This window comes from Variovorax sp. EBFNA2 (assembly GCF_033802765.1).
GTDB lineage: Bacteria > Pseudomonadota > Gammaproteobacteria > Burkholderiales > Burkholderiaceae_C > Variovorax > Variovorax paradoxus_H.
This window is the reverse complement of record NZ_CP138496.1, coordinates 3,629,006-3,653,218: the sequence shown is the minus strand read 5'-3', so window position 1 is coordinate 3,653,218 and position 24,213 is coordinate 3,629,006. Positions and strand designations below refer to the sequence as shown.

Annotated in this window: 25 protein-coding genes; 9 read left to right on the top strand and 16 right to left on the bottom strand. The window is 67.2% G+C overall.

All coding sequences use genetic code 11. The annotated features are described in order from the left end of the window. Window positions 1-213 precede the first annotated feature (213 nt). The gene (locus RZE79_RS17225) at window positions 214-807 is read left to right on the top strand and encodes a hypothetical protein (protein WP_070060930.1); all 594 of its coding nucleotides are present in this window, start codon (window positions 214-216) and stop codon (window positions 805-807) included. Between the two features lie 9 nt (window positions 808-816). Here RZE79_RS17225 and RZE79_RS17220 read toward each other — a convergent pair whose 3' ends face one another. Next, window positions 817-1,653, bottom strand: coding sequence for a metal-dependent hydrolase (locus RZE79_RS17220; RefSeq protein WP_319355563.1), 837 nt, complete (start codon window positions 1,651-1,653; stop codon window positions 817-819). Window positions 1,654-1,771: 118 nt separating this feature from the next. On the opposite strand from RZE79_RS17220, the gene RZE79_RS17215 reads away from it, so the two are divergent. Further along, on the top strand, window positions 1,772-2,401 hold the full coding sequence (locus RZE79_RS17215) for a helix-turn-helix domain-containing protein (protein WP_319355562.1): 630 nt from the start codon (window positions 1,772-1,774) through the stop codon (window positions 2,399-2,401). Here RZE79_RS17215 and RZE79_RS17210 read toward each other — a convergent pair. From RZE79_RS17210 to RZE79_RS17180, 7 genes are all read right to left on the bottom strand, one after another. After that, window positions 2,398-3,540, bottom strand: a complete 1,143-nt coding sequence (locus RZE79_RS17210) for an ABC transporter permease (RefSeq protein ID WP_319355561.1) — start codon at window positions 3,538-3,540, stop codon at window positions 2,398-2,400. The genes RZE79_RS17215 and RZE79_RS17210 overlap by 4 nt on opposite strands. Next, on the bottom strand, window positions 3,540-4,724 hold the full coding sequence (locus RZE79_RS17205) for an ABC transporter permease (RefSeq protein WP_319355560.1): 1,185 nt from the start codon (window positions 4,722-4,724) through the stop codon (window positions 3,540-3,542). Before RZE79_RS17205 ends, RZE79_RS17210 begins: the two co-directional genes overlap by 1 nt. 13 nt (window positions 4,725-4,737) lie before the next feature. After that, complete coding sequence (locus RZE79_RS17200; protein ID WP_373696484.1) at window positions 4,738-5,724, bottom strand: HlyD family secretion protein; 987 nt, start codon at window positions 5,722-5,724, stop codon at window positions 4,738-4,740. Between the two features lie 2 nt (window positions 5,725-5,726). After that, window positions 5,727-7,163 carry a TolC family protein gene (locus tag RZE79_RS17195; protein ID WP_319355558.1) on the bottom strand — a complete coding sequence of 479 codons (1,437 nt, stop codon included), beginning with the start codon at window positions 7,161-7,163 and terminating at the stop codon, window positions 5,727-5,729. Between the two features lie 5 nt (window positions 7,164-7,168). Then, window positions 7,169-7,900, bottom strand: coding sequence for a MerR family transcriptional regulator (locus RZE79_RS17190; RefSeq protein ID WP_319355557.1), 732 nt, complete (start codon window positions 7,898-7,900; stop codon window positions 7,169-7,171). 73 nt (window positions 7,901-7,973) lie between these two features. After that, entirely contained in the window at window positions 7,974-8,342 is a 369-nt protein-coding gene (locus tag RZE79_RS17185) for a nuclear transport factor 2 family protein (protein ID WP_319355556.1), read from the bottom strand. Between the two features lies 1 nt (window position 8,343). Then, on the bottom strand, window positions 8,344-10,860 hold the full coding sequence (locus RZE79_RS17180; RefSeq protein ID WP_319355555.1) for a sodium-translocating pyrophosphatase: 2,517 nt from the start codon (window positions 10,858-10,860) through the stop codon (window positions 8,344-8,346). Between the two features lie 254 nt (window positions 10,861-11,114). On the opposite strand from RZE79_RS17180, the gene ppa reads away from it, so the two are divergent. Then, window positions 11,115-11,642, top strand: coding sequence for an inorganic diphosphatase (gene ppa, locus RZE79_RS17175; protein WP_056518061.1), 528 nt, complete (start codon window positions 11,115-11,117; stop codon window positions 11,640-11,642). A gap of 42 nt (window positions 11,643-11,684) precedes the next feature. Here the strand turns inward: ppa and RZE79_RS17170 are convergent, their stop codons facing one another. Next, the gene (locus tag RZE79_RS17170; protein WP_319355554.1) at window positions 11,685-12,437 is read right to left on the bottom strand and encodes a hypothetical protein; all 753 of its coding nucleotides are present in this window, start codon (window positions 12,435-12,437) and stop codon (window positions 11,685-11,687) included. A 77-nt stretch (window positions 12,438-12,514) separates the two neighbouring features. Continuing rightward, window positions 12,515-13,693 carry a GNAT family N-acetyltransferase gene (locus RZE79_RS17165; RefSeq protein ID WP_319355553.1) on the bottom strand — a complete coding sequence of 393 codons (1,179 nt, stop codon included), beginning with the start codon at window positions 13,691-13,693 and terminating at the stop codon, window positions 12,515-12,517. A 19-nt stretch (window positions 13,694-13,712) separates the two neighbouring features. On the opposite strand from RZE79_RS17165, the gene RZE79_RS17160 reads away from it, so the two are divergent. Then, a complete protein-coding gene (locus RZE79_RS17160) occupies window positions 13,713-15,410 on the top strand; it encodes an NAD+ synthase (protein WP_319355552.1) in 1,698 nt (565 codons plus the stop codon). Further along, window positions 15,407-15,745, top strand: a complete 339-nt coding sequence (locus tag RZE79_RS17155) for a P-II family nitrogen regulator (RefSeq protein ID WP_056580191.1) — start codon at window positions 15,407-15,409, stop codon at window positions 15,743-15,745. The genes RZE79_RS17160 and RZE79_RS17155 overlap by 4 nt, the downstream gene beginning before the upstream one ends. Before the next feature lie 134 nt (window positions 15,746-15,879). Here RZE79_RS17155 and RZE79_RS17150 read toward each other — a convergent pair whose 3' ends face one another. From RZE79_RS17150 to RZE79_RS17125, 6 genes are read right to left on the bottom strand one after another with little or no spacing between them, the layout of a single operon-like run. Next, window positions 15,880-16,470, bottom strand: coding sequence for a TIGR00730 family Rossman fold protein (locus RZE79_RS17150; RefSeq protein ID WP_153283992.1), 591 nt, complete (start codon window positions 16,468-16,470; stop codon window positions 15,880-15,882). Between the two features lie 31 nt (window positions 16,471-16,501). Then, window positions 16,502-16,900 carry a diacylglycerol kinase gene (locus RZE79_RS17145; RefSeq protein ID WP_062481435.1) on the bottom strand — a complete coding sequence of 133 codons (399 nt, stop codon included), beginning with the start codon at window positions 16,898-16,900 and terminating at the stop codon, window positions 16,502-16,504. Further along, window positions 16,897-17,463 (bottom strand): RDD family protein, encoded by a 567-nt coding sequence (locus tag RZE79_RS17140; RefSeq protein WP_319355551.1) that lies wholly within the window; start codon window positions 17,461-17,463, stop codon window positions 16,897-16,899. The genes RZE79_RS17145 and RZE79_RS17140 overlap by 4 nt, the downstream gene beginning before the upstream one ends. Before the next feature lie 12 nt (window positions 17,464-17,475). Continuing rightward, window positions 17,476-18,291, bottom strand: a complete 816-nt coding sequence (locus RZE79_RS17135) for a DUF3106 domain-containing protein (RefSeq protein ID WP_319355550.1) — start codon at window positions 18,289-18,291, stop codon at window positions 17,476-17,478. A gap of 59 nt (window positions 18,292-18,350) precedes the next feature. Further along, window positions 18,351-18,776 carry a DUF3619 family protein gene (locus RZE79_RS17130; protein ID WP_319355549.1) on the bottom strand — a complete coding sequence of 142 codons (426 nt, stop codon included), beginning with the start codon at window positions 18,774-18,776 and terminating at the stop codon, window positions 18,351-18,353. Then, window positions 18,773-19,339, bottom strand: coding sequence for an RNA polymerase sigma factor (locus RZE79_RS17125; RefSeq protein ID WP_062478063.1), 567 nt, complete (start codon window positions 19,337-19,339; stop codon window positions 18,773-18,775). The genes RZE79_RS17130 and RZE79_RS17125 overlap by 4 nt, the downstream gene beginning before the upstream one ends. A gap of 283 nt (window positions 19,340-19,622) precedes the next feature. Here RZE79_RS17125 and RZE79_RS17120 point away from each other — a divergent pair, with 283 nt between their 5' ends. From RZE79_RS17120 to pssA, 4 genes are all read left to right on the top strand, one after another. Then, window positions 19,623-21,407, top strand: coding sequence for an acetolactate synthase 3 catalytic subunit (locus RZE79_RS17120; RefSeq protein WP_153283995.1), 1,785 nt, complete (start codon window positions 19,623-19,625; stop codon window positions 21,405-21,407). Window positions 21,408-21,512: 105 nt separating this feature from the next. Beyond that, the gene (gene ilvN / locus RZE79_RS17115; RefSeq protein ID WP_099789850.1) at window positions 21,513-22,004 is read left to right on the top strand and encodes an acetolactate synthase small subunit; all 492 of its coding nucleotides are present in this window, start codon (window positions 21,513-21,515) and stop codon (window positions 22,002-22,004) included. 148 nt (window positions 22,005-22,152) lie between these two features. Continuing rightward, complete coding sequence (gene ilvC, locus RZE79_RS17110; protein WP_153283996.1) at window positions 22,153-23,169, top strand: ketol-acid reductoisomerase; 1,017 nt, start codon at window positions 22,153-22,155, stop codon at window positions 23,167-23,169. A 204-nt stretch (window positions 23,170-23,373) separates the two neighbouring features. Further along, window positions 23,374-24,198: a CDP-diacylglycerol--serine O-phosphatidyltransferase gene (pssA, locus tag RZE79_RS17105; RefSeq protein WP_153283997.1), complete on the top strand. Its 825-nt coding sequence runs from the start codon at window positions 23,374-23,376 to the stop codon at window positions 24,196-24,198. The last annotated feature ends 15 nt before the right edge of the window (window positions 24,199-24,213 follow it).

Here is a 24,213-nt window from a genome sequence, read left to right as displayed (position 1 = left end):
CGCCGCGTCGCGTTGGCGACATGGCCTCATCGGCGTATCGTCGATTGCCTTCCCTCCTGGCTGCAATCGATATACAGTTGGACACAAATGATGCAAGTAATTGCATCTAATCTAAAGTTCTAATTTGTAGCCGATGACCACTCAAATCCAGCAAGAAGGCGATCGGTGCCCCGCAGCGGGCGTGGATTTTTCTGTGCGTGGAGGGCCTGAGCTGTGAACAAGCCGCGCCACGTCGTCATGCAGGTCGTCAAGCGCTCGTCCGGCAGCGCGACGCACCACGTCGAATTCCTGATGGACGACAACTTCGCGGAGCGCCTGCGTCAGTTGCGCTCGCTGGTGCCGCCGCTGGGTGCCCTCAACAAGCAACGCGACCTCGTGATCGACAAGGTCCGCGTGCGCCTGCCCAACGCCATCTGGCGCTCGGGCAACGAGATCGCCATCGACGGCGGGGTGGACGGCTCCTGCATCGTGATCGCGGCCGAGGGCTCGTTCAACTGCGGCGGCAAGGACCGCCGCACGCGCGAAAAGCTCGTGACCTACAACTTCTCGATCGCACGCCTGATCGAGCTGCACGGCGAACGCCCCGAAGGCGAAACGCTCTACATCCGCGACGGCGTGTTCGCCAACGACGAACCGGCAGAATCACCGGCGGGTCGCTGGGTGGCTTCCATGCACGAACTCGAAGTGGTGATGCGCGTGCCCGACGCCCCGTCGGATTTCGACACGCTGCACGACCTCACGCTGCGCGCCGACGGGCAGCCGACGCAGGCGGGAGCGCTGAGCCCGCACCGCGCCAGCATCTACTGACTGACGAACTCAGGCCGACGTTGCCGCAGCAGCGCCCACGGGCGTGAACTGCGCGCCGTTGTCGGCCAGCCATCGCGCCGAGAGGCTGCTGTCCTGTTGGTCGGGATGAAAGTCGCTGCGCAGGTACAGGCGCCAGCCCGCGAGATTGCCCCGCAGCAGACCACCGCGGCCCAGCAGGATGCGCGCGGCGCTCTTCCAGGTGGCCCACTTCCACAATTGCTTTTCATGCCGCAGGTTGTCGACCGTCTGGCGCATCAGGTCGCCGAGGAACATCACAGTCACGCGGCGGAACCAGCGCGTGCGCCATTCGTCGGAGCCGCCCGCGGCCTTGTAGATGTCGAAGGCGACGCTCTTGTGCTCCAGCTCTTCCGCGCTGTGCCACAGCCACATCGTGCGCAGCCGGGGCTCGGCGCCGTCGAGGATCTCGGGACGGGCCAGCAGCCACTCGGCGAACATGGCCGTGAAGTGCTCGGTGGCGGCCGTCACGGCCAGCGCGTGGCGCGGATCGGCGCCGTCCATCAGTTCCATGCGCTGACTGGCGCGCGCGGTCCAGCGGTCGACCAGGCCCTGCCGGTCGAGGTGCGCGTTGAACAGCGAATGGATGCGCCGGTGCGTGGCCTCCTGGCCGATGAAGCCGCGCACGTCGGCGCGGTGGCGCTCCTGCAGCTCGGGCGGCAGCGTGGCCATGGCGTCGCGCACGGCGTCGATGAAGAACTGCTCGCCGAAGGGGAAGCTCATCGACAGGGCGTTGAAGAAAGCCGTCGAAAAGGCATCACCGCCGCACCAGTCGCGCGAGAAGGGCGGTTGCAGGTCGATCAGCAGGCGGCGGACAACGAGTTCGGTCATGGGGAGGCAATTCCTGAGGTCGTGGGCAAAAGTTGGTACAACTCCGTACCGCGTGCCGCCATGGTGCAATTGTGAATTGGTACTGTCAAGTACCGAGGCGTAGGAAAATGAATCCGACATGACTGCCACCATCGACAAACCCGTCACGCCCGATGCCGCCGACGGCGCGCCCAGCGAGCACTACACGCGGCTGCTGCAGGGCATGGCGCATGCCGTGGCGGCCAGGGGCTACGCAGACACGACCATCGCCGACATCGTGCGCGAGGCGGCCGTGTCGCGGCGCACGTTCTACGAGCACTTCAGCACCAAGACCGAGTGCCTGATCGCGCTGTACGAAACGGCCAGCCGGCTCGGCCTGCAGGCCGTGAGCGAGGCCTTCGACCCGGCCCAGCCCTGGCACACGCAGGTGGAGCAGGCGATGACCGCGTACATGGACTACCTCGCGCAAGACCCAGTGCTGCTGCGCACGCTGTTCGTCGAGATCCTGGGGCTGGGCCTGCCGGGCCTCGCGGCGCGGCGGCGCGTGAACGGCGAGATCGCCAACTTCATCCAGGTGGCGATCAACAGCAGCGATTCAGGCGAGGCGCCCGCGGCGCACATGAGCAGCCAGATGGCGATGACGGTGGTGGGCGGCATCAATGAACTCGTGCTGCAGGCCATCGAGCAGGACCGCGTGGGCGACCTGCGCGAGTTGGTGGCGCCGGCCACGCGGCTGGTGCGCGCCGTGGCGGCGGACAGCCGCCGTTAGACCCGTTCGATCTTGCGCGGCGTGGCCGCGATCCACAGCACGAGCAGGCCCGCCACCACCATCGCCGCCAGCGCGCCCAGGTACGGCAACACGTCGTGCAGCGGCGCCCCCATCTGGTTGAGCCGCAGCGAGGCCTGGATGCCCGCTGTGCTCGGGAACAGCCAGCGCAGTGCCTGCAGCGGCGCGGGCAGGGCCTCGACGGGCCACGAGAAGCCCGAGAGAAAAGCCATCGGCAACGCAGTGAACAGCAGCACCTGCAACGCGCGCTCGCGGTCGCGGAACCAGCAGCCCAGCAACAGGCCGAGCACGCAGATCGCGGGCACGTAGAACAGCAGCAGCACCAGCGCCCCGAACGGATTGCCGCCGCGCGGATAGTCCTGCAGGAAGAACACCCAGCCGAAATAGAACACGCCGCTCAGCACGCCGAAGCCCGACAGCGTGCCCAGCCGCCCGAGCCACGCGCCCATGCCCGCGCGCAGGCGCCGGGCCTCGGCCCAGGTGCCGGCCAGCATCGCGGCGCCCATCAGCAGCGTCTGCTGCAGGATCAGCAGGGCCACCGCCGGCACCACGTAGCTGCCGTAGCCTTCGCTCGGGTTGAACAGCGGTACGAGCTGCGTGTTGAGCGGGCTGCGGCTGCGCGCCGCCTGGACAGCGCTCTGCCCGCCGGCCTGCAGCTTGCGGATCTCGACGCCAGCCGACACCGTGCCCACCGCTTCCGAGAAGCCGTACAGCACCGCCTTGTTCAGCAGCGCATACGCGCCGTTGCCCTCGATGGTCACCACCGCCGGGGTGCCGCGCAGCACGTTGCGTTTGAGGTCCTGCGGCAGCAGCGCATAGCCTTCGATCTCGCCGCGCCACAGCGCCTGCTGCGCTTCGTGCACGTCGGACGTGACCATGCGCACATCGAGCCGCGGGCTGGCCATCGCGAAGCGCGCGATCTGCCGCGACAGCCCGCTGTGGTCCTGGTCGACCACCGCCACCGGCACCCGCGTGACGGCCTGCGTGCCGTAGGGCCAGGGGTAGAAGAAGCCGTAGATGATGGGCGCGAGCAGCATGATCAGCAGCACGCCTTTGTCGCGCAGCACGGCGAGCGCGGTGTCGCGCCAAGCGGCGGTGAAGCCTTGGGTGGGTTCGCTCATCAGCGGCCTCCCCACGTGTCCGGTGCAGCGGCTGCACGCATCAGCAGCGTGGCCGACACGGCCAGCAGCACCGCGGTGCCCACCACCATCCACAGCGGCGTCGCGGCCGAGTACGCCACGGGCGCGCCCATCTGCAGCTGCTCCATCTGCACGCGGATGTAATGCGTGTAGGGCAGCAGGCTGGCCCACAGCTGCGCGAGCATCGGCATGGCGACCAGCGGAAAGCCCACGCCGCCGAACGCAAAGGCCGGCGCGGTGATGAAGCCGGTGGCCGACAGCGCGGTGCGCAGCGAGCGCGTGAGGCTCGACACGAAGGCGCCGAGTGCGATCGACAGCGCCACGAACACCACCAGCGCGAACAGCGTCCATCCCACCGAGCCGACCGGGTGCCAGCCGCGGCCCGCGGTGATCCACAGCATGGCGGCGATGCCCACGGCCGACAGGCTCGCGAACGGCAGCGCCAGCTTGCCCGCCAGCGCGGCCAGCGCCTCGGGCCAGCGCGGCGCGGCGCCGAGCCAGCCGCCGAGGCTGCGGTCGCGCAGCTCGCGGCCCACGCCCCAGGCGCCGGCCGTCATCGCGAGGATGTGCAGCAGCGCTGGAATGAGCGCGGCGCCGAGAAACTGCTCGTAGTCGGTGGAGGTGTTGAACAGCGCCACCATGCTGGCCTTGACCGGGTCCATGCTCACGCGCGCGGCCTTCATCGACTCGCCGCGCTTGTTGCGCACCGCGAGCTCGACGCCGCCCGACACCGTGGCGACGGCGGTGCGCACGTCGCGCTGGATCAGGCTGGAATGCGTGCCCAGCTGCGCGTTGTGCAGCAGCACGATCTGGCCGACGCGGCCCTGCTTGACGTCACGGCTCAGCTCGCGCGGCACCTGCACCGCCGCATCGACCGCGCCGCTCGTGAGCGCGCGCTGCATCTCGCCCTCGTCGGCGTACTGCTGCGTCACGCGCAGGCCCGGCGTGGCGTCCAGGAAGCGCACCAGCTGGCGCGAGAGCGCGGAGTGGTCCTGGTCGAGCACGCCGATCGGCAGGCGCTCGGGCAGGCCGGCCGAGAAGATCCACCAGATCAGGAACACCGCGAGCAGCGGCACCCACGAGATCATGGCCAGGTCCCACGGGCGCGTGCGCAGTAGCGCGAACTCGCGCCGGGCGCTGGCGGTGGAAAAGCCGCGCAGGCTCATGGCGGGTGCGGCTTCAGTCGACCAGAACGCTCATGCCGGGGCGCGCGCCCTCGATGGGCTTGAGCGGCCGGGCGCGGACCTCGAAGGTGCGCACGTCGAAGCCGGCACCGCCGCGCGTGGCGCGCCAGGTGGCGAAGTCCGGCAGCACGCCGCTGTAGTACACCTTGAAGCGGGCCGTGCGCCGGTCTTCGGGCAGGGCGGGCAGGCGGGCGTCGAATTCCTTGTCGAGCGCGAAGCGGGCCAGCCGGTCTTCGCGCACGTTGAGCACCACCCACTGGTCGTTCAGGTCGACCACTGTGACCACCGCCACGCCCTGCGGCGAGAGTTCGCCGACCTTGGCGAGCACCTTGGCCACTTCGCCGGCGACCGGGCTGCGCAGCTCGGTCTCGGCCCTGGCGGCTTCCGCTTCGGCGACCACGCCGGCCACCTGCCGCACCTGGGCGTTGGCGGCGGCCTTGTCTTCGGTGCGTGCGCCGGTGCGTGCCATGTCGTACTGCGCCTTGGCCGCCACGGCGGCGTCGCGCGAGGCCTTCCAGTTGGCTTCGGCCTCGTCGCGCTTCTGGTCGGCCACGAGACCGTCGCGGGCCAGGCCGTCGACGCGGCGGAACGAGGTCTGCGCGAGCTGTGCGGCGGTTTCAGCGCGCTGCCATTGCATGCGCGCCATTTCGATTTCTTGCGGGCGGGCGCCGTGCTGCGCCTTGTCGGCCACGGCCTGCGCGGCCTGTTCGGCGGCGGTGGCCTGCGCCAACTTGGCGCGAACCTCGGGGCTGTCCATGCGCACGAGCAGGGCGCCGGCCTGGATGCGGTCGCCTTCCTTCACGGCCACTTCGGCGATGCGCGCCGTGACCTTGCCGGCCACGTCGGTCTCGCGCGCTTCCATCTGGCCCTGGAACACCTCGGGCGCCGGCTGCGCGGCGCGCCAGAAGCCCCAGACGAGCAGCACCAGCACAAGCAGCGCGGCGGCGATGGCGATCAGTCGGCGGGTCTTGGCACTCATCATGGTCAGTTCACCTTCACGTCGGCGCGCGCGATGTAGTCGGAAAAAGTCTCGGACAGGCCCGCGCTCTCGAGCAGCTGCGCGAGCGCTTGCACGTAGTCGTTGGCGGCCTGCGCGCGTTCGGTCAGCACCTTGGCCTGGTTGGTCTCGGCGTCGATGAGGTCGAGCGTGGTGCTGGTGCCTTCGCGTAGCCCGGCGGTGCGCAGCTTGACGACCTCTTGTGCGAGTTCGACGGAGACTTTCATCTCGAGGTACTGGCGGCGCGCGTTGTCCAGCGCGCGCCAGTTGCGTTCGACCAGCAGCGAGATGTCGCTGCGCGCCTGAAGGTCGGTGCGCTCGGCCTGTTCGACCTGCTTGTGCGAGGCGGCCGAGAGCGCGTTGCGGTCGACCGAGTCGTACAGCGTCCAGCGCACGCCGAGGCCGGCGACCCAGTCGGCGTTGCCGCTCTTGATCTCGCGCGTGCCGAAGGCGATGACCTGCGGGCGACGCAAAGCTTCTTCGCCTTCATGCAGCTGCTCGGCCTGCGCCTTCTTGGCCGCGACTTTGCCCAGGCCCGGATGCCGCGTGAGCGCCGCATCGATGAAGTGGCCGAGCGGTTCGATCGGCGCGCTGATGAGAAACAGCGGCGTCTGCGGCGTGACGCTGCCCTCGGCGCGCACGGTGCGCGCCAGGGCCACGCCCGCGAGCGCGGCGTCGTTCTCGGCCTTGCGGGCGTTGCGGCGCGCCTCTTCGTAGGCGGCGCTGGCCTGCAGCCGCTCGACGCGCGAGATCACGCCGGCCGCGAGCATCTTCTGCGCGGCCGCGTCGTGTTGGGCGATGGTGCGCTCGGCCTGCAGGCGCAGCGTGGCGGCGCGCTGTGCGAGCTGGGCGCCGAAGTAGCGTTGCACCAGCAGCGTGTCGACCTCGTGGCCCGCCTGTTCGGCGTCGGCCTGGGCCTCACGCGCCTGGGCCGAGACGAAGCCGCGCACCGCGTCGGTCGCGCCGCCCAGGTAGAGCGGCCACACGGCCGACACCGAGGCGTTGGCGCCCGTGTCGTGGCGGTTCAGCGTGTAGCTGTTGGGGAGCTGCGGAATCGGCACGCGCGAGACGAAGCTCTGGATCGACGGCGGCAGCGACGAGCCGATCTGGCCGAGCCTCTGGTTGAGCGGATCGAGATCGAGGTTCAGGTTCGCGTTGTACGCATAGGCCAGCCCCGAGATGCTGACCACCGGCCCGCCCAGGCGTTTGACGCCTTCGCTCTGCAGCTCCTTGGCCTCGACGGCGATGCGCGCAGCGGCCAGCTTGTCGGAGCGCTCGACCATGCGCAGGCGCGCCGCATCGAAGCTCAGTGCCAGGGCGTTGGTGTCGCCGCGGGCCTGCTGCTGCGCGAAGGCCGCGCCGCCCATGAGGGCAGGCAACAACAGCAGCAGGGACGGAAGAAGAGCGAGGCGAGGGCGTGTCATCGGCATCAGGCGGTCTTGTGCAGCAGGGCGTCGAGCTCCTGCTGCAGGATCACGGGAAAGGCGGCCTGCACCGCCCCGGTGGCCAACGGCCGTGCTTTCTCGAGCAGTTGCGCGGCGCGGCCGGCATCGAGGGTGTCGCCGGAAAGCAGGCTGTCGGCCAGCGTGCGCAGCCAGCGCCGCGCCACGGTGCGCAGCGTGCGGACCATGGTTTCCTGCATGCCGATGACCGCTTCGAGCGGCAGGCCGAGAGCGGCCAGCTGTTCGGCGACCTGGCCGAGCGCCGGGCTCAGCACCTGCACCTGGCCGTCGGGCAGCTCGCGCATGAGGCCGGCGCGGGTGGCGCGACCGAGCAGGGCGGGCGTCATCTGGCCTTGCCACTTGGTGGCCAACGCCTGGGCCGACACCACCACGGGCGTTTCTTCGGCAAACAGGCTGCCCGACACCGAGCGCGCCACGGCCAGCAGGTCAGGCCAGGTGGAGGCCGGCGCGCGCGTGAAGATGCGGCGGATCGCCTCGATGCCGAAGCCCTGTTCGCGCAGTTCGCGGATCAGCGCCAGGCGTTGAATGTGGTCGGGGCCGTACAGGCCGAGCCGGCCCTGCAGCCGCGGCGGCGGCAGCAGGCCGCTCGTGGTGTAGGCGCGGATGTTGCGCACCGTGACGCCCGAGCGCGCCGCCAGGGCCTCGATGGAGAGGTCCTGCGGGGCGGTGGAATCGGGGGCGGTGGTGGATGTGTTCATGTGACAGTTTCAATGTTACATCGAAAATGTTGCATAGAACCAGCCCGGATCGCGCGGTCCGGGCGCCGCATCCTCAGCCCGGCTTGCGCTGCGCCGGGTCGTAGAAGAACTGCTCTTCGGCGATGCGTTCGCCGTCCCAGCGCTGCCAGGCAATTTCTTCCATGCGCATGCGGCCGCCGCCCTTGAAGGCGAACTCGAAGATCCAGTGGATGGCGATGTGGTCGCCGTTCACCAGCACCGGCCGCACGCAGGTCGACACCACCGACTCGGTACGCGCGAGCACGGCGCTTTCCTGCGAGACCAGCGTGCTGCGCCCGCGCCGCGGCTCGGCCTGGTTCTCGCGCATCGTGGCGTCTTCGGCGTAGAAATCTTCGATGACCTGGGCATGCGCGCCGCCTTCGACGGCGGCAATGAAGGCTTCGAGCCGGGCGGCGGTCGGCATGTCAGGACTTCACTTTCACTTCGACGCGACGCGCTTCCGAGGCTGGCCCGTCCGCCTGCGACTGCTCGGGCTTGGCGAGTTCGATCTTGTCCTCGGGTGCGCCCGCCGCCTTGATCGCATCGCGCACGGCCATGGCGCGCTGCTTGGCCAGTTCAGCGTTCTTGGCCGGGTCGCCGCTGGCGTCGTGATAGCCGCTCACCAGCACGGTGCCGCCGCTCTGCACGGCCTTGATGACATCGGACAGCGCCTCCCTGGCGTTGGGCGCGACCTCGGCGCTGGCGCTCGCGAAGTAGAACTTCACGATGCCGTTCTCGACCTTCACCGCCGCGGCTTCGGTGGCCCCCACGGCTGCCGAGGCGAGGGTGGCGGCCGGCGTGGCTGCCGGTGCCGTCGCAGCGGGTGCGGTGGCTGCGGGCGGCATCTCGACCTTCGCCGGCAAGGCAGCTGCCGCATCGCCGGCGTGGAACTTGACCACCAGCGGCACGATGAGCAGCGCCACGATGTTGATGATCTTGATCAGCGGGTTCACCGCCGGGCCGGCCGTGTCCTTGTAGGGGTCGCCCACGGTGTCGCCGGTGACGGCCGCCTTGTGCGCCTCGGAGCCCTTGCCGCCGTGGTGGCCGTCTTCGATGTACTTCTTGGCGTTGTCCCATGCGCCGCCGCCCGTGCACATGCTGATCGCGACGAACAGGCCCGTGACGATGGTGCCCATCAGCAGGCCGCCCAGCGCCTTCGGTCCGAGCAGCAGGCCCACCACGATCGGCACCACCACCGGAAGCAGCGACGGGATCATCATTTCCTTGATGGCCGCGCCGGTCAGCATGCCCACGGCCTTGCCGTACTCGGGCTTGCCGGTGCCTTCCATGATCCCGGGGATCTCGCGGAACTGGCGGCGCACTTCTTCCACCACCGCACCGGCCGCGCGGCCCACGGCTTCCATCGCCATCGCGCCGAACAGGTAGGGGATCAGGCCGCCGATGAACAGGCCCACGATCACCATCGGGTCGCTCAGGTTGAAGCTGATGTTCAGCCCGAAGCTCTCGAGCTTGTGGGTGTAGTCGGCAAAGAGCACCAGCGAGGCGAGGCCGGCCGAACCGATGGCGTAGCCCTTGGTCACGGCCTTGGTCGTGTTGCCGACCGCGTCGAGCGGATCGGTCACGGCGCGCACGCTGGCGGGCAGGTCGCTCATCTCGGCAATGCCGCCGGCGTTGTCGGTGATGGGGCCGTAGGCGTCCAGCGCGACCACGATGCCGGCCATGCTCAGCATCGACGTGGCCGCCACCGCAATGCCGTACAGGCCGGCCAGCGAATACGACGCCAGGATCGCGATGCACACGAAGATCACCGGCCAGGCCGTCGAACGCATCGACACGCCCAGGCCCGCGATGATGTTGGTGCCGTGGCCCGTGGTCGAGGCTTGCGCGATGTGCTGCACGGGCTTGTACTGCGTGCCCGTGTAGTACTCGGTGACCCACACCAGCGCGGCCGTGAGCGCCAGGCCCACGAAGCAGGCGCCGAACAGCTTCAGCTGGCTGCCGCTGGTGGCGATGGCGTTGTCGGGAATGATCCAGCTCGTGACGAACCAGAACGCGATCAGCGACAGGATGCCCGCGACCGCCAGGCCCTTGTAGAGCGCCGGCATCACGTTGACCATGCCCGGCGAAGCCTTCACGAAGAAGCAGCCGATGATCGACGCGATGATCGACACGCCGCCCAGCGCGAGCGGGTACAGCACCGCGTCCAGCGGCGCTGCCGTGACCATCAGCGCGCCCAGCACCATGGTGGCGATGAGCGTCACGGCGTAGGTCTCGAACAGGTCGGCCGCCATGCCGGCGCAGTCGCCGACGTTGTCGCCCACGTTGTCGGCGATCACGGCCGGGTTGCGCGGGTCGTCTTCCGGAATGCCGGCCTCGACCTTGCCCACCAGGTCGGCGCCGACGTCAGCGCCCTTGGTGAAGATGCCGCCGCCCAGGCGCGCGAAGATCGAGATCAGCGAGGAGCCGAAGGCAAAGCCGATCAGCGGATTGAGCAGGGCCGCCAGGCTGTGGTCCGCCTTCGGTGCACTGCCGGCCAGGAACCAGTAGAAGCCCGTCACGCCCAAGAGGCCCAGGCCCACCACCAGCATGCCGGTGATGGCGCCGCCGCGAAACGCCACGTCGAGCGCCGGGCCGATGCCCTTGGTCGCGGCCTGCGCGGTGCGTACGTTGGCGCGCACCGACACGTTCATGCCGATGAAGCCGCAGGCGCCCGAGAGCACCGCGCCGACCACGAAGCCGACGGCCGTCGTCAGGTCGAGGAAGAGGGCGATGAGTACCGCGAGCACCACGCCGACCACCGCGATGGTGGTGTATTGCTTGGCGAGGTAGGCGGAGGCGCCGGCCTGGATGGCCGCGGCGATTTCCTGCATCCGGGCGTTGCCCGGGTCCTTGGCGAGAATCCAACTTCGGGCCCAGAAACCGTAGCCCACGGCCACGAGGCCGCAGACGATGGCAAGAATCAGGGGGGTGTTGCCGCTCATGCTTTGCTTCTCCATTCGTTCGTTGTGACTTGTGGAGACGGACAGCCTGGGCCCTGCGCGCAACGCGTACGGGACCATGTTCTCCGCCGCGTTGCTTCCTCGAAGCTCACTGCACCGGAGGTGCGGAGCCGATTGGCCAACGGTTGCAATTTACAGGCAAAAACACACGTGCGTGCGACCGGCCCGTGACACGGAAAGTAAACTCCGGGTTTGTCCCCATCCGTCTCATACTTTTCAACTACTCGAAAAACGTCATGTCCTTCGACAAAGTCTCCCCCGGCAAGAACGTTCCCGACGCATTCAATGTCGTGATCGAAATCCCGATGAACGCCGACCCGATCAAGTACGAAGTCGACAAGGAATCGGGCGCGATCTTCGTGGACCGCTTCATGACGACGGCCATGTACTACCCCGCCAACTACGGCTACGTGCCGCAGACCCTGTCGGGCGACGGCGACCCGGTCGACGTGCTCGTCATTGCTCCGTACCCGCTGCTGCCGGGCGTGGTCGTGCCCTGCCGCCCCCTGGGCATCCTCATGATGGAAGACGAAGCCGGCGTCGACGGCAAGGTGCTGGCCGTGCCCACCGACAAGGTGCTGCCCATCTACAGCCACTGGAAGTCGGTCGACGACGTGAACCCGATGCGCCTGAAGGCCATCAGCCACTTCTTCGAGCACTACAAGGACCTGGAAGCCGGCAAGTGGGTCAAGGTGCTGGGCTGGGAAGGCATCGACGCCGCCAAGAAGGAAATTCTTGACGGCATCGCCGCCTACAAGAAGTAATTTTTTCTTTCGTTTGAGCGACGGCCTGGATGCTCCGGGCCGTCAGCCCTGGACCGCATCCCCGGCCAGCCGCATCCATTCGCGGTTGATGCCTCGCGCATGCGAGTTCCAGTGGCGCGCCGCCTGCTGCAGCTCGCCCCACAGGCGCTGCGCACCGGCGGTGTCGCCCTGCTGGGCCAGCCACGCGATGTAGCGGGCACGTATTTCCACGGTGTTGTAGGTGTTCAGCGCAGTCTCGAAGGCTTCGCGCGCTTCCGGCGTGCGGCCCTCGGCGGCGAGCGCGCGGGCGTTCAGTACGGCCACCTCGTCCTTGCGGTAGTCGTCGCGCGTGGCACGCAGGGCCTGCAACGCCAGCTGCGCTTCGCGGCCCGAGGCCGGGCTGCCTTCGGCGACCAGGGCGCTGGCCAGGCCGAACTGCAACTCGGGGTCGGAAGCGAAGGGGCCTTTCAGCGCGTCGCGGTAGTGCCCGACGGCATCGGCCGCCTGACCGCGGTCGAGGGCGGCCTTGGCCAGGCGCAGCTTGTTCTGCGCCGTGGGTGCCAGGTCGTAGGCGTCGGCGGCGGCGCGGTATTCGCGTTCGGGGTCGATGAAACCGATGGCCGCGTTCGCGACCTTGCCGGCGGTGCGCTGCATGCGCGAGGCGGGCAGGTACTCGACGACGAAGTACACGATGCTGCCGAGCAATGGAAAGCTGAAAAGGATGATGAGCCAGTACATCTGCTTGCCGTGGCGCATGGCATGCACGGCGAAATACAGCGCGATGAGGATGTGCAGTCCCAGTCCGACGAATGGCATCGGTGCTCCCTGTGTGTTGTGTGTGGTTGTTTGAGTGCCGGGCGGGTTTATAGCAGCCCCCGGCGCTCCCACGCCGCTCAGGTCGCCTTGAATGGACTGCGCTCGCCGAGGTGGTCCATGTAGTTCTCGATGCCGGCGCCCTCGCGCTCGAGAAAGCGCTCGACGGCGTCCGCGAACGACGGGTGCGCGAGCCAGTGGGCGCTCGTGGTGCGCACCGGCATCAGCGCGCGGGCCATCTTGTGCTCGCCCTGCGCGCCGCCCTCGAAGCGCGCGGCGCCGTGCGCGATGCACCAGGCGATCGGCTGGTAGTAGCAGGCCTCGAAATGCAGGCAGTCGACGCGCTCCAGCGCCCCCCAGTAGCGGCCGTAGGCCACCAGCGGTTGGGCCTCGTCGGTGGAGAGCGCGATCAGGCTGGTGGCGATGGGGCGTCCGTCGCGTTCCGCGACGAACAGCAGCCACGCCTCGGGCAGCGTGCCGGCCATGCGCTGGAAGAAGTCGCGCGTAAGGTAGGGCGGGTTGCCGTGCTCGCGGTAGGTGCGCTCATAGCAGCGGTAGAAGAAATCCCAATCGGCGGTCGCGATGTCGGCGCCGCGCGACCAGCGGAAGCTGACGCCGGCGTCGGCCACCTTGCGGCGCTCCTGGCGGATCTTCTTGCGCTTGTCGTGCGAGAGGCTCGCGAGGAAGGCGTCGAAGTCGGCGTAGCCGGCCTGTGTGCCAATCGAGGGGGTTGTGTTCGTCCAGTGGAATTGCACCGTGTGGCGCAGCATGAGCCCGGCTTCGGTGCACGCGGCGATGTCGGCGTCGGCACCGAACAGCAGATGCAGAGACGAAAGTTCCTGTTCTTTGCAGACGGCCACCAGCCCCTGCACCAGCAGCGTGCGGCTTTGCGCGTCGCGCGCCAGCAGACGGGCGCCGGGCACGGGCGTGAAGGGCACCGCCACCACGGCCTTCGGGTAGTAGGCGAGCCCGTGCTGCTCGTAGGCGTTGGCCCAGGCCCAGTCGAACACGTACTCGCCGTAGGAATGGTCCTTGAGATAGAGCGCGCAGGCGGCTTCGAGCACCTCGCCGCGCCACAGCGTGACGAACTGCGGTGTCCATCCGCGCTCGGGCGAGGCGCTGCCGCTGTCGTGCATCGCCGCGAGGTATTCGTGGCGCATGAAGGGCGAGGGCTCGGGCTGCGCCGCGAGCAGTGTGTTCCAGGCTTGCGGGTCGATGTCCGACGGCGACGCCAGAACCCGAATGACATAATCGTTCAAGCCTTTTTCTTCCTTCTGTATGACGCTCAAGCTCGCCATCGCGCAACTCAATTTTGTGGTGGGCGACCTCGCCGGCAATGCGCAGAAGATCGTCGGCGCCGCCCGCGAGGCCTACGCGCAAGGCGCGCGCCTTCTGCTGACACCCGAACTCTCGATTGCCGGCTATGCGGCGGAGGACCTGTTCCTCCGTCCCGCCTTCACCGAAGCCTGTGATGATGCCGTGAAAGGCATCGCCGCCGCGCTGGCCGACCTCAAAGACATGGTCGTGGTGGTGGGGCATCCCAGCGGCGGCAGCCTGCGCAGCCGATCTGTGGCCGTGCAGCTGCGCCACAACGCGGCCAGCGTGATCAAGGAAGGCCGCATCCTCGAGACCTACGCCAAGCGTGAGCTGCCGAACTACCAGGTGTTCGACGAACGCCGCTACTTCACGCCGGGGCAGGGCACCTGCGTGTTCGAGGCGGGCGGCGTGTCGGTCGGCCTGCTGATCTGCGAAGACGCCTGGTTCGACGCGCCGGCCGAGCTGGCGCGCGCCGGCGGCGCCGAGGTGCTGGCGGTGATCAACGCCTCCCCGTACCACGTGGGCAAGGAAGGCGAGCGCGTGGCGCGCATGGCCGACCGCGCACGCGCCGTGGGCCTGCCGCTGGTCTACGCCCACCTGGTGGGCGGGCAGGACGAGGTGGTGTTCGACGGCGCCTCGTTCGCGCTGCAGGCCGACGGTGCACTGGCCGCGCAGGCCGAGAGCTTTCGCGAGCGGCTGGTTTTCATGGAACTCGCACATGGAGCGCAGGGCGGCGTCGCTGTCGTGGCCGATCCGTCGGCCATCGCCGCGCCACGAGACGCCGAAGCGCAGCTGTGGGACGCCCTGGTGCTCGGCGTGCGCGACTACATCGGCAAGAACGGTTTTCCGGGCGCGATCCTTGGGCTCTCGGGCGGCATCGACTCCGCGCTGGTGCTCGCGATCGCGGTCGACGCGCTGGGCAAGGACAAGGTCCGCGCGGTAATGATGCCCTCGCCCTACACGGCCGACATCAGCTGGATCGATGCGCGCGACATGGCGGGCCGGCTGGGCGTGCGCTACGACGAGATTTCGATCAAGGACACCTTCGAGTCCTTCAAGGCCGCGCTGGCCGGGGAGTTCAAGGGTCGGCCCGAAGACACGGCCGAAGAGAACATCCAGGCCCGCATCCGCGGCACGCTGCTCATGGGGCTGTCGAACAAGTTCGGCGCGATCGTGCTGACCACCGGCAACAAGAGCGAGATGGCCACCGGCTATTGCACGCTCTACGGCGACATGGCGGGCGGCTTCGCGGTCATCAAGGACCTGCTGAAGACCACGGTGTTCGCGCTGGCGCGCTGGCGCAACGCCCACGACCCGTACGGCACCGGCGCGGCGCCGATTCCCGAGCGCATCATCACGCGCCCCCCCAGCGCCGAACTGCGCCCCGACCAGACCGACCAGGACAGCCTGCCGCCGTACGACGTGCTGGACGGCATCCTGGCACGCTACATGCAGGACGATGAAGGCATCGACGAGATCATTGCCGCGGGCTACGACCGCGCGGTGGTCGAGCGGGTTGCGCGGCTCATCAGGATCAACGAATACAAGCGGCGCCAGGCGCCCGTAGGCATCCGGGTCACCCACCGAAGCTTCGGCAAGGATTGGCGTTACCCTATCACCAGCAAGTTCAACGAAACCGCCGGAGCACCAAAACCATGAAGCAGATCACCGCCATCGTCAAACCCTTCAAGCTCGAGGACGTGCGCGAAGCCCTGGCCGAAGTGGGCGTCACCGGCCTCACGGTGACAGAGGTCAAGGGCTTCGGCCGCCAGAAGGGCCACACCGAGCTGTACCGCGGCGCCGAGTACGTGGTCGACTTCCTGCCCAAGATGAAGGTCGAAGTGGTCGTCAACGAGAGCGACGTCGAGCGCTGCATCGAAGCCATCGTGAGCTCGGCGCGCACGGGCAAGATCGGCGACGGCAAGATCTTCGTGACCGAGGTGGAGCGCATCGTGCGCATCCGCACCGGCGAAGAAAACGAAAACGCAGTCTAGAGCTCGCCCCCAGGCTGCGCGCACTTCGTGTCGCTTCGCCAACCCCCTGCCGGGGGCAACACCAGAGGCCCGGCAAAGCCGGTTCCTCGGTGTTCGCTGGAATGGGGCCGGAGGCTGCCTTTGGGGCTCTCGGGTCAGAGGTTCTCTGACAGCTTGTCGTCGCGGGGGTGCAGGGGGACTTCGGCGCGCAGCGCGGTCAGCAGTTCGGGCACGTCGGTGCCGGTGCGGACCAGATCCATCTGCCATTCGCCCATGAAACCCTCGCGCACGCTGTGCGCCAGGAAGCCCAGCAGGCCGTCGTAATAACCGGCGGTGTTGAGGATGCCGGTCGGCTTGTCGTGGTAGCCGAGCTGGCGCCAGGTCCAGATCTCGAACAGTTCTTCAAAGGTGCCGATGCCGCCCGCCATCGCGAGGAAGGCGTCGGCGCGCTCGCCCATCATGGCCTTGCGCTCGTGCATGGTGTCGACCACGTGCAGCTCGTCGCACAGGGGGTTGGCCAATTCCTTGTCGACCAGGGCCTTGGGAATGATGCCGACGACGCGGCCGCCGGCCAGCCGGGTGGCCTCGGCCACGGTACCCATCAGGCCGGTGCGGCCGCCGCCGTAGACGAGCTGGCCGCCGTTCTGGCCGATCCAGTGGCCCACGGCCTGGGCGGCCTGGGAAAACTCGGGGCGCTCGCCGGGGCGCGAGCCGCAATACACGCAAATCGAAAATTCAGGAGTCATCTTGCGATCATGCCGCAGGCGGCAGACCCGCTCATGACACGAAGCGTTGCCACAGGGCCGCGGCCCAGATGCCACCGCACAGCGTGAGCGACAGCAGAACGGCGGCGCTGCCCATGTCCTTCGCGCGCTTGGAGAGGTCGTGCCACTCGGGGCCGATGCGGTCGATGGCGGCTTCGACGGCCGTGTTGAGCAGCTCGACGATCATCACCAGGATGGCGCTGCCGGCGAGCAGTGCCACCTCGACCCAGCTGCGTCCCAGCCAGAACGCGGCCGGGATCATGAGCATCGACAGGATGGCTTCCTGGCGGAACGCCGGCTCGCTCCAGCCGGCGCGCAGGCCGTGCAGCGAGATCAGGGTGGCATGCCAGACGCGTTCGAAGCCCTTGCGGGCCTTCTGCGGGTTCACGGCGGGGTCGGGCAGGGCACTCATTGGCGGCTCATCGGCTTGGAGGTGATGAGCCGCGTACCGGCCCAGGCGTCGTGCCAGAACTGGCGGTCGGGGTGAAAACGGGCCAGCAGGGCCCAGACAGCGACCCAGCCGAAGATCAGGACGGTCGATTCGCCGCCCGACAGCTTGAACGGGGCAATGGCGGCGAGCGGCGGCAGGAACCAGACCCAGCTCAGCAGGTAGCGCGCCAGTGCGCGGCCCTGGGTGACGGGCTGGCCACGGCGGTCGACGATGCGGATGTTCCAGGTCTTCATGGCCAGCGTCTGGCCCTTGGCCCAGAACCAGACGAAGTAGACGCCGAACACCACGAAGAGAAACGCCTGGAGCAGGTGACGTCGCTCGTCCATGGCGTCGCGCATCTGGCCCAGCGTGCTGAACAGCCAGCCGGACACGAACACGACCGCGAACAGCAGCATGCCTTCATAGAGCCAGCAGGCCATGCGCCGCCACAGGCCGGGCACTGCGGGAGCGGGGGCGTTGGGCGTGGAAGCGGAGGGCGAGGCGGACTGGCCGGGTCCCGAGGCCTCGGGCGAACTGGAAACCATCGAAACCTTCGGTCAGGGGGCGGAGGACGTGGCCGTGGGCGCCGACGCTGCGGACGGCGCCGGCACCTGGGCCTCAGCGGGCACCGGCGGAGGCGTGAGGCCGCCCGGTGCAGACGCAGCGGGAGCGGCGATGGTGCTGGCCGGCGTGGCGGTGCGCTCCGTGACGGCAGGCGGCGTTGCCGGCGAGTTCACCACGATGGATGACGACGGCAGCACGGGCGTGGGGGGCGTGGCCGGCACGATGCGGGGCGTGTGCTGCCCCGGCGGCGTGACGGCCGGCACCGGCACCAGTTTTTGCGACGAAACCGGGCGCACCGGCAGGGCGGCGCCGCGCGGCTTGGGCGGTGCGCGCTCGGCGAGCTTGCGTTTTTCTTCTTCGCTCAGCGCCTGGTATTGCTCCCATTTGAGCCGGCGCTCATCGGCGGGGACCCGCTTGACCTCGGCGAAGTTCAGGCGGGCCTGGGCGCGCTGCTGGTTGCTCAGTGCCGCCCACTCGATCATGCGGCTGTGCAGGGTGACCTGGTCGTCGGCGGGCATGTTCGCGTAGTTGCGCGACAGGGCAAGCCATTTGCGCTTTTGGCCGACGTTCAGCGTGTTCCAGTGCGAAGCCAGGGGCTTCAGGGCGTGCTGCTGTTCGGTGCTCAGGTCGCTCCAGAGGGGCTTGGTCGTCGCGACGGCCTTGGGGCTTGCCGCGCCATTGGTGGCTGCGGCATGCGCGGCGGGCTTGGTGGCCTCGGACAGCGTCTGGGCATCGGCCAGCGTCAGGCCGAAGGCGGCGGCTGCCAGCGCACCCGCCCAAACAACGGCGCCCGCCGGAAGCGGGCGCAACGGAAGCAGGGTTTTCGCACGGGAAACGGAGCGGCGTCGCATTCGGTCGGGCAAGGTGTTCAGTCGGAGGCGCTGTCGGACTTCAGGAATTGGGCGAAGCCCGGATCGGTATAGGCGGCGGGCGGCAGGTCGCCCGTCAGCAGGGCCGAGTCGACGTCGGCAAGTTCGCTGGCGCGGTCGTCGTCCTGAAACACGCTGATGGTGATCAGGCCGGCCACCAGGGCGATGAGGGGCACCACCGAACCGATGCGCGTCCACCAGCTGCCGCCCAGCGTGACCGTGTGGCCAGACTGGACCGCGGCGGATGCCGTGCGCAGCTGCGGCGCTTGCTTGCGCGCAGCCACGGCCTGCGAACGGGCAATGCGCAGACGCTCGCTGATGTCGTGCGGCAACGCCTGGTTGGCGTCCGACAGCCGGGCCGCCAGCCGTTGGCCGAAGCGGTCTTCTGCTGCGCTGGATTGAGAGGTTGGAACCTTAGTGTTCATAGCGATATTCCCTTGGCCTTGAGCGCCTTGCTCAGAGCGTGGACAGCTCGCGAACAATGGGTTTTGACGCTGCCCTCGGAGCAGCCCATTGCGGCGGCCGTCTCTGCGACGTCCATTTCCTCCCAGTAACGCATCAGGAAAGCCTCGCGTTGACGGCCGGGCAAAGCCGCGATCTGTTCTTCGATTTCGTGAAAGACCTGGCTGCGGCGGGTGGTGTCTTCGGCGCTCTCCGATTCCCTGGAGTCGGTTGGCGAGACAAAGTTCTCCAGCAGATCGAAATCTTCGCCGTTGTCGGCCGGTTCGAAGTCGCTGAGGTTGGAGAAAAGGGCGCGGCGGGTCTTCTGGCGGCGGAACCAGTCGAGCGTGCAGTTCGACAGGATGCGCTGGAACAGCATCGGCAGTTCCTCGGCAGGCTTGTCGCCGTAATGCTGGGCCAGCTTCATCATGCTGTCCTGCACGATGTCCAGGGCCGCTTCTTCGTCCCGCACGTGATAGACCGAGCGCTTGAAGGCCCGTCGTTCGACGTTTTTCAGGAAGTCGGAGAGTTCGTGTTCAGTAGCCAAATGAGAGGGGGCGGCGGGACGCGCCGCGTGGGGAGGATGTTTGGCGAACGCTCATGTTTTTATGCCGCGGATTATGCCTTTGTGCCAAGACAGGGCACCTGAAGCGAGTCTGAACGCGCCGGTAGTGTCATAATCCGCGTTGCAAGTCAAAAGGCAAACGGGTCACGGTCCGGCGGAACATCAGTCCGCTCATGGCTTTGGCCTCAAGTCCTGGCGCGGCCCCACAAGGGCTGGCAAGGGGCACCCAAGGTTTTTCGTTCCCGAAAAAACACAAAGGTTGATCATGGAAATCTCGAAGGCGGAACTCGCTTCCGCAGCAGCCGCGTCCTCTGGCGCCGGCAACACCACGCAAGAACTCATGGGCGCTGAAGTGCTGGTCAAGGCACTGCAGGCCGAAGGCGTCCAGTACATCTGGGGCTACCCGGGCGGCGCGGTTCTCTACATCTACGACGCGTTCTACAAGCAGGACACCATCCAGCACGTGCTGGTGCGCCACGAGCAGGCTGCCGTCCACGCAGCTGACGGCTATGCGCGCGCCACCGGCGAAGTCGGCGTGGCCCTGGTCACCTCCGGCCCCGGCCTGACCAATGCGGTCACGGGCATCGCGACGGCGTACATGGACTCGATCCCGATGGTGATCATTTCCGGCCAGGTGCCGACGGCCGCCATCGGCCTCGACGCCTTCCAAGAATGCGACACGGTCGGCATCACCCGCCCCATCGTCAAGCACAACTTCCTCGTCAAGGATCCGAAGGATCTGGCCATGACGATGAAGAAAGCCTTCCACATCGCACGCAGCGGCCGTCCCGGCCCCGTGGTGGTGGATGTGCCGAAGGACGTGTCCTTCAAGAAGACCCCGTACAGCGGCTATCCCGACAAGGTCGAGATGCGCTCGTACAACCCGGTGCGCAAGGGCCACGGCGGGCAGATCCGCAAGGCACTGCAACTGCTGCTCGCGGCCAAGCGCCCGTATATCTACACCGGCGGCGGCGTGCTCCTGGGCAACGCCTGCAACGAACTGCGCACGCTGGTCGACATGCTCGGCTACCCGGTCACGAACACACTGATGGGCCTGGGTGCCTACCCGGCGAGCGATCGCAAGTTCCTCGGCATGCTGGGCATGCACGGCACCATCGAAGCCAACAACGCGATGCAGAACTGCGACGTGCTGCTGGCCGTCGGCGCGCGCTTCGATGACCGCGTGATCGGCAATCCGAAGCACTTCGCGCAGAACGAACGCAAGATCATCCACGTCGACATCGACCCGTCGAGCATTTCCAAGCGCGTGAAGGTCGACATTCCGATCGTTGGCGACGTGAAGGACGTGCTCACCGAACTGATCTCGATGATCCGCGAGAGCACCGCCAAGCCCGACGCTGGCGCGCTGGCCGACTGGTGGAAGACCATCGAGAGCTGGCGCTCGCGCGACTGCCTCAAGTACGACCGCGACAACAAGGACGTGATCAAGCCGCAGTTCGTGGTCGAAACCCTCTGGAACATGACCAAGGACGCCGACACGTACATCACGTCGGACGTCGGTCAGCACCAGATGTGGGCTGCTCAGTACTACCGCTTCGACGAGCCGCGTCGCTGGATCAATTCGGGTGGCCTGGGCACCATGGGCGTGGGCATTCCCTATGCCATGGGCATCAAGCTCGCGAAGCCCGATTCGGAAGTGTTCACCATCACCGGCGAAGGCTCGGTGCAGATGTGCATCCAGGAACTCTCCACCTGCCTGCAATACAACACGCCGATCAAGATCTGCTCGCTCAACAACCGCTACCTGGGCATGGTGCGCCAGTGGCAAGAGATCGAATACTCCGGTCGCTACAGCCACAGCTACATGGACGCGTTGCCCAACTTCGTGAAGCTCGCCGAGGCTTATGGCCACGTCGGCATGCTGATCGAGCGTCCACAAGACGTGGAGCCCGCGCTGCGTGAGGCGCGCAAGCTCAAGGACCGCACGGTCTTCATGGATTTCCGTACCGATCCCACCGAGAACGTGTTCCCGATGGTGAAGGCCGGCATGGGCATCACCGAGATGCTGCTGGGTTCCGAAGATCTCTGATCCGGAACGTTCGTTCGCTCAACTTTTATTGACGAATCTATTGCCCGCCAAGCCCGCGCATTACCGTGCGCGGGGGAGGGCGGCGAAAAGAGGAGTCACGCCAACATGAAACACATCATTGCAGTGCTGCTGGAAAACGAGCCGGGTGCTCTTTCCCGCGTGGTGGGCCTGTTCTCGGCCCGTGGCTACAACATCGAATCGCTGACCGTGGCGCCGACCGAGGACGCAAGCCTCTCGCGCATGACCATCGTCACCAACGGCTCGGACGACGTAATCGAGCAGATCACCAAGCACCTGAACCGCCTCATCGAGGTCGTGAAGGTGGTCGACCTGACCGAAGGCGCCTACACCGAGCGCGAGCTCATGATGGTGAAGGTGCGTGCAGTGGGCAAGGAACGCGAGGAAATGATGCGCATGGCGGAAATCTTCCGCGGCCGCATCATCGACGTGACCGACAAGAGCTACACCATCGAGCTCACCGGCGATCACGGCAAGAACGACGCGTTTCTTGAGGCGATCGACCGCAGTGCCATTCTGGAGACGGTTCGCACCGGCGCCAGCGGCATCGGACGCGGCGAACGCATCCTGCGGGTCTGACACCATGATTCGGAGCTCAGTCGCTGCCCGTTCGGGCTGAGCTTGTCGAAGCCTCCGCGCGAGCGGGGACTGCATTGAGCCCTTCGACAGGCTCAGGACGAACGGCACAACAACACACTGCAACTCGCATATCTATCTGGAGAACATCATGAAGGTTTATTACGACAAGGACGCGGACCTCAGCCTCATCAAGGGCAAGACGGTTGCCATCATCGGCTACGGCTCGCAAGGTCACGCACACGCGCAGAACCTGAACGACAGCGGCGTCAAGGTCGTGGTCGGCCTGCGCAAGGGCGGCGCTTCGTGGGACAAGGTCGGCAAGGCTGGCCTGCAGGTCGCTGAAGTCGCTGACGCCGTGAAGTCGGCCGACGTCGTCATGATCCTGCTGCCCGACGAGCAGATCGCCGCCGTCTACAAGAACGACGTGGCTCCGAACATCAAGGAAGGCGCTTCGCTCGTCTTCGCGCACGGCTTCAACGTGCACTACGGTTTCGTGCAGCCGCGCGCCGACCTCGACGTGTGGATGGTCGCTCCCAAGGCCCCGGGCCACACCGTGCGCGGCACGTACACGCAAGGTGGCGGCGTGCCGCACCTGATCGCGGTGCACCAGGACAAGAGCGGCAAGGCGCGTGACCTCGCGCTGAGCTATGCCACCGCCAACGGCGGCGGCAAGGCCGGCATCATCGAGACCAACTTCCGCGAAGAAACCGAGACCGACCTGTTCGGCGAACAGGCGGTTCTGTGCGGCGGTACGGTCGAGCTGATCAAGGCCGGTTTCGAAACGCTGGTGGAAGCCGGCTATGCGCCCGAAATGGCGTACTTCGAATGCCTGCACGAGCTGAAGCTGATCGTCGACCTGATCTATGAAGGCGGCATCGCCAACATGAACTACTCGATCTCGAACAACGCTGAATACGGCGAGTACGTCACGGGCCCGCGCATCGTGAACGACGAGACCAAGAAGGCCATGAAGAAGGTCCTGCAGGACATCCAGACCGGCGAATATGCCAAGAGCTTCGTGCTCGAAGCCGCTGCCGGCCAGCCGGTGCTGATCAGCCGCCGTCGCCTGAACGCCGAGCATCAGATCGAAGTCGTCGGCGAAAAGCTGCGCGCGATGATGCCCTGGATCAAGAAGAACAAGCTGGTCGACCAGACCCGCAACTGATCTTCAGAGGCAAGAGCCAGCAGGGTGTTTCGGCACCCTGTTTCAGACCTGTTTCAGAGGGCCACCCATCGCGGTGGCCCTTTTGTTTGAAGGGGAGCCCACGGGCCCCCTGAACTACACTGCGAAACATGCGATTCACAGACCAAGAAGCCATCGAATGGATGGCTGACCGGGCGGTTCCCACGAGGGACGGAGGCCATTTCAATGCATGACGACACGCTCCCCGACGATGTGCAGCCGCGCAAGCGTCGCAAGGGCATTTACATCCTGCCGAACCTGTTCACGCTGGCGGCGTTGTTCGGCGGCTTCTACTCGGTCGTGATGGCCATGAACGCGCGCTTCGACCTCGCCGCGCTCGGCGTGTTCGCCGCGATGATCCTCGACAGCCTCGATGGCCGCGTCGCGCGCATGACCAACACGCAGAGCGCATTCGGCGAGCAGATGGACTCGCTGTCCGACATGGTGTCGTTCGGCGCCGCGCCGGCGCTCATCGCCTACGAATGGTCGCTCAAGGGACTGGGGCGCTGGGGCTGGATCGCCGCCTTCGTGTACTGCGCCTGCGCGGCATTGCGGCTTGCGCGCTTCAACGTCAACACCGGCGTGGTCGACAAGCGCTGGTTCCAGGGGTTGCCGTCGCCGGCGGCCGCAGCACTCGTGGCCGGCTTCATCTGGCTCATGACCGAGTGGGGCAAGCGCGGCGGCGAGGTGCTGTATCTCTCGTGGACGCAGATCACGTGGATCACTTTCGCGTTCACGCTCTATGCCGGACTCTCGATGGTCACCAACGCGCCGTTCTACAGCTTCAAGGACGTCCAGATGAAGAAGAGCGTGCCCTTCGTCGTGATCGTGCTGATCGCGCTGGGCATCGCGGTCATCAACATCCATCCGCCGACGGTGCTGTTCGGCGTGTTCGTGGCCTACGGTTTGAGCGGCTACGTGGTGTACGCGTGGCGCAAGGCCAAGGGCCAGCCGGTGAGCGTGATCAGCACCTCGACCGAAGAGCCCGACGAGCGGGGGCTGCACAACTGAAGTCCGGGCCTTCAC